Consider the following 4,864-nt stretch of genomic DNA (forward strand, 5'->3'; position numbering starts at 1 on the left):
GGCGGGGGTGGGGCCGTGACGGGCGCGGCGGTGGTGGCGGGCGCGGACACCGGTTCGGCGGTGTCGCGGGTCGGCGTGGAGGACGTGGGGGTCGACGACGACGAGGTGCTCGACGTCGCCGCCGGCGGGGCGACCGGTTCGCCGTCCGGGTCGGCGGAACAGGCCGCGAGTGCGACACCGGCCGCCATCGCGAGTGCGATGACGGCCGGGACACGACGACGCCCCGGGGTGGTGTGCGGGTGGTTCGTCGCTGTGTTCATACGATCCTTCTGCTGCGCTGGTCAGGCCCCGATGATGAAGGCCTCGAGCTCGGCGCGGGCCTTGTCGTCCGCCATCTGCTCCGGCGGCGACTTCATCAGGTACGCCGAGGCGGGCAGGATCGGTCCCCCGATGCCGCGGTCCTTGGCGATCTTGGCCGCGCGGACGGCGTCGATGATGATGCCCGCCGAGTTGGGGGAGTCCCACACCTCGAGCTTGTACTCGAGGTTGATCGGGGCGTCACCGAACGCGCGTCCCTCGAGACGAACGTACGCCCACTTGCGGTCGTCGAGCCACTCCACGTAGTCGGAGGGGCCGATGTGGACGTTGCGGTCGTGGATCTTGTCCTTGAGCGACCCCTCCAGGTTGGAGGTCACGGCCTGGGTCTTGGAGACCTTCTTGGACTCCAGGCGGTCACGCTCGAGCATGTTCTTGAAGTCCATGTTGCCGCCGACGTTGAGCTGGTACGTGCGGTCCAGCGCGACGCCGCGGTCCTCGAAGAGCTTGGCCATGACGCGGTGGGTGATGGTGGCACCGACCTGGCTCTTGATGTCGTCGCCGACGATCGGGACGCCGGCGCTGCGGAACTTCTCGGCCCACTCCGGGTCGGAGGCGATGAACACGGGCAGGGCGTTGACGAACGCGACGCCCGCGTCGATGCAGCACTGCGCGTAGAACTTGTCGGCCTCTTCCGAACCGACGGGCAGGTAGCTGACCACGACGTCGACCTCGGCGTCACGCAGGGCCTGCACGATGTCGACGGGCTCGGCGGCGGACTCCTCGATGGTCTCGCGGTAGTACTTGCCCAGGCCGTCGAGGGTGGGGCCGCGCTGCACGGTGACGCCGGTCGGCGGCACGTCGCACAGCTTCAGGGTGTTGTTCTCGGAGGCGTTGATCGCCTCGGCGAGGTCCATGCCGACCTTCTTGCCGTCCACGTCGAACGCGGCGACGAACTCGACGTCGCCCACGTGGTAGTCGCCGAACTTGACGTGCATGAGGCCGGGGACGGTCTGGTCGATCGCGGCGCCGGCGTAGAACTCGACGCCCTGCACGAGCGAGGACGCGCAGTTGCCGACGCCGACGATCGCGACGCGCACCTTCTTGTCGGTCATTGGGGATCTCCTTGTGATGGGTTCTCTGTCTGGATGAGTTCGTTGATCCAGCGCAGCTCGCGCTCGCTGGTCTCCAGCCCGAGCAGCGTGAGTTGCCGGGCGTAGCGCAGTTCGGTGGGTCCGGCGCGGGTGGCGGCGTCGCGTTGGCTCTCGCGACGCTCCTCCAGCACCCGACGCCGGCCCTCGAGAAGGCGCACCCGGGCGGGCCCGGGAGTGCGGTCGAAGAACGCGAGGTGGACGCCGAAACCGTCGTCGGCGAATGACGCCGACACCGGCTCGTCGAGCAGGGCCGCCAACGTCCCCTTGCCGCGGGTGGTGATGCGGTAGGTCTTGCGCCCGCGCCGCGCGGTGGCGGGCGGCCTGGTGGCGGTGGCGGCCGAGGAGTCCTCGACGATGTCGCCCTGCTGCTGGAGGCGGCGCAGAGTGGGGTAGAGGGATCCGAAGGACACGGTCCGGACCGTCCCGAGCATCTCGGAGAGTCGCTTGCGCAGCTCGTAGCCGTGCATCGGCCGTTCGTCGAGCAGACCCAGGATGGCCAGTTCGAGCACTCCACCTCCCCCTTCCCGCGACTCGTGCCTGTGCGCGTCATGCGCCGTGTGTCATGCGACGGTTTCAGACTGTACACCCGCTGATGTATCGGTCCGATATACCGAGTAGTGGCATCGGTCCGACGTGTTGGCACGCTCCGCGGCTCGCTCCGGCCCGGGCCCGCTGCGGGGGCCGTAGGCTGGACGCCGTGGACCAGGCCGACTCCCGCTCCCCGCGACCCGGCCCCCCGCCGGGGCCCGAGGACCCCACCGGCCGTGCGGCGCTACAGCGTCGACGGGTGGTGGACTTCGCGCTGCGCCGCCGCGGTGTGCTGGGGGGCCTGCGCGAGGGCGCGCTCTCGCTCCGCGAGGTGTGCGACGCGGACGTCTACCTCCTGCGGGCCGCCGGTTTCCACGGCGTGGAGACGGAGACGGTCTGCCCGGTGTGCCGCAAGGAGAACCTCACGGAGGTCTCCTGGGTGTTCGGCGACGACCTCGGGCCGGCGTCCGGCTCCGCCCGAGGTGTCGACGAGATCGAGCAGCTCGCCCTGTCCCACGACGAGTTCACGGTCCACGTCGTGGAGGTGTGCCGCAGCTGCTCGTGGAACCACCTCGTCGAGTCCTATGAGGTGGGGCTCACGCCGGGGACCGGAAAGCGCGTACGACGGGCGGCGAGAGAGCTCCGACGCCACCGCTGAACACCCCGCCCGCTGCCCGACGGCGCCTCCGGAGTACAGCGTCGGCACCCTTTTCGTACACAATGGTCGCCAGAGCACCGCCGCCGGGGGCCTTCCGGGTCGGTCGGATCGGCTCGCGGGAGGGTAGAGCATGGCGCAGAACGGCAGGACGGGTAAGGCCGCCGACGAGGGCCGGGGCAGGGCCTCGGAGCAGACCGGTTGGGTCCGTCGCCATCCGATCTGGACGACGGTGATCCTCCTCGCCGTCGTCCTCCTCGTCGTCCCCCTGACGGTCGCGGTCGTGACCTACAACCGCACCGAGATCCCCGATCCCGGGAGCGTCCGCACGGAGCAGATCTCGGAGATCTACCAGAGTGACGGCACCACGATGATCGGTCGCATCGTCCCGCCCGAGGGCAACCGCACGCTCATCGAGCTCGACGTGGTGCCCGTCCACGTGCGCAACGCGGTGATCGCCGCCGAGGACCGCTCCTTCTACACCAACGAGGGCTACGACCCGACCGGCATCGGCCGCGCGGTGATCGGGCAGATCACCGGCGAGTCCAGCGCGGGCGGCGGCTCCACCATCACGCAGCAGTACGTCAAGAACACGATGGTCGGTGACGCGCCAACCTACGAGCGCAAGGCCAAAGAGATCATCATCGCCGCCAAGATGACGAACGAGTGGTCCAAGGACCAGATCCTCGAGGCCTACCTCAACACCATCTACTTCGGTCGCGGCGCCTACGGAATCGCCGCCGCCTCCACCGCCTACTTCAACAAGCCCGTCGAGGCGCTGACGGTGGAGGAGGGTGCGCTGCTGGCCGGCGTCATCCAGTCGCCCTCCGCCCTGGACCCGCTCAACAACCGCGAGGCCTCCGAGCGACGGTGGAACTACGTGATGGACGGCATGCGCGACATGGGCGCCATCGACGCGCAGCAGCGCGGAAACGCCGTGTTCCCGCAGGTCGTCGAAGACCCGCAGGCCGTCGAGCAGAACGTCGGCGACCCCACCAACGGGCCCATTCGACGTCAGGTGCTCGCCGAGCTCGCCCAGTCCGGGATCGACGAGCAGATGCTCAACACCCGGGGCCTGAAGATCATCACCACGATCGACCCCAAGACCCAGGACGCCGTCGTCAACGCGGCGCGCTCCAACATGCAGGGCGAGAGCCCGGACAACCGTACGGCGGTGGTGTCGATCAACCCGCGCACCGGCGGCGTGATCGGCTACTACGGCGGCGAGGAGGCCGAGGGCTGGGACTACGCCAACGCCCCGCTGCAGACCGGTTCGACGTTCAAGATCTTCGGCGTCGCCGCCGCCCTCGAGCAGGGCATCGGCCTCGGCACCCAGATCTCCTCCGCTCCGGTCACCACGGGCAACGTCACCGTCACCAACGTCGGCGGCCAGTCCTGCGGCTCCTGCTCGATCTCCCAGGCGCTGCTGATGTCGCTCAACACCTCGTTCATCCGCCTGCAGCGGATGCTCGACAACGGCGCCAACGACGTCCGCGACATGGCGCACCGCACGGGCATTCCCAAGCAGATCCCGGGTCTGCCGTGGGAGACCCTGAGCGAACAGGGCGAGGACCCGTACGACGGCCTCATCCTGGGCCAGTACCCCATCCGCGTCCGTGACATGGCGACCGGTCTGGCGACCTTCGCCGCCGAGGGCGTCCACCGGCCCACGCACTTCATCGAGCGGGTCGAGACCGCCGACGGCGAGGTGCTCCTGGACAACTCGTCGATCGAGGGCGAGGAGGTGGTCGAGGCCGACGTCGCCAACAACCTCACGTCCGCGATGGAGCCCATCGCCGCCTACTCGAACGGCCACGCGCTGGCCGGCGGGCGCCCCTCGGCGTCCAAGTCCGGCACCACCCAGCTCGGCGACACCGGCTACAACAAGGACGCCTGGTTCGTCGGCTACACCCCGTCGATCGCCACCGCGGTCTGGGTCGGCACCGACGACAACAAGCCGCTGTTCAACGCCTGGGGCGGCACGATGTACGGCGCCTCCGTGCCCGCCGACATCTGGAAGTCGGCCATGGACGGCGCGCTATCCGGCACCGAGTGGGAGTCCTTCCCCGAGCCCGGCTACATCGGCGGTCAGGCCGGCCGCTCCTCGTGGGAGTCCTCCGGGACCGGATCGGGCACCACGGGCGGCACCGACACCGGCGACACCGCTCCCCAGCCGAGCGTCGCGCCCGCGCCCGTCCAGCCCGCCCCCGCCCCGCAGGCCCCCGGCCCGCTGACCATCCAGGTGCCCGGCCTGCCGGAGATCGTCATCCCC

At 69.8% G+C, this 4,864-nt stretch carries 4 protein-coding genes and 1 pseudogene; 2 read left to right on the top strand and 3 right to left on the bottom strand.

The annotated features are described in order from the left end of the window. The 3 genes and pseudogenes from G6030_RS13680 to G6030_RS13690 form a co-directional block, all read right to left on the bottom strand. Positions 1–260: pseudogene (locus tag G6030_RS13680) on the bottom strand (hypothetical protein); the annotation flags it as partial. 21 nt (positions 261–281) lie between these two features. Next, positions 282–1,370, bottom strand: a complete 1,089-nt coding sequence (locus G6030_RS13685; protein WP_067720034.1) for an inositol-3-phosphate synthase — start codon at positions 1,368–1,370, stop codon at positions 282–284. Next, positions 1,367–1,918 carry a PadR family transcriptional regulator gene (locus G6030_RS13690; RefSeq protein ID WP_182643501.1) on the bottom strand — a complete coding sequence of 184 codons (552 nt, stop codon included), beginning with the start codon at positions 1,916–1,918 and terminating at the stop codon, positions 1,367–1,369. Before G6030_RS13690 ends, G6030_RS13685 begins: the two co-directional genes overlap by 4 nt. Before the next feature lie 278 nt (positions 1,919–2,196). Here G6030_RS13690 and G6030_RS13695 point away from each other — a divergent pair, with 278 nt between their 5' ends. Together G6030_RS13695 and G6030_RS13700 are read left to right on the top strand one after the other, a co-directional pair. Next, positions 2,197–2,595, top strand: coding sequence for a DUF5318 family protein (locus G6030_RS13695; RefSeq protein ID WP_182643503.1), 399 nt, complete (start codon positions 2,197–2,199; stop codon positions 2,593–2,595). Positions 2,596–2,725: 130 nt separating this feature from the next. Next, the coding region (locus tag G6030_RS13700; protein WP_182643502.1) for a transglycosylase domain-containing protein at positions 2,726–4,864 on the top strand (2,139 nt) is incomplete at its 3' end.

Source organism: Dietzia sp. E1, assembly GCF_014145015.1.
GTDB classification, from domain to species: Bacteria; Actinomycetota; Actinomycetes; order Mycobacteriales; family Mycobacteriaceae; genus Dietzia; species Dietzia cinnamea_A.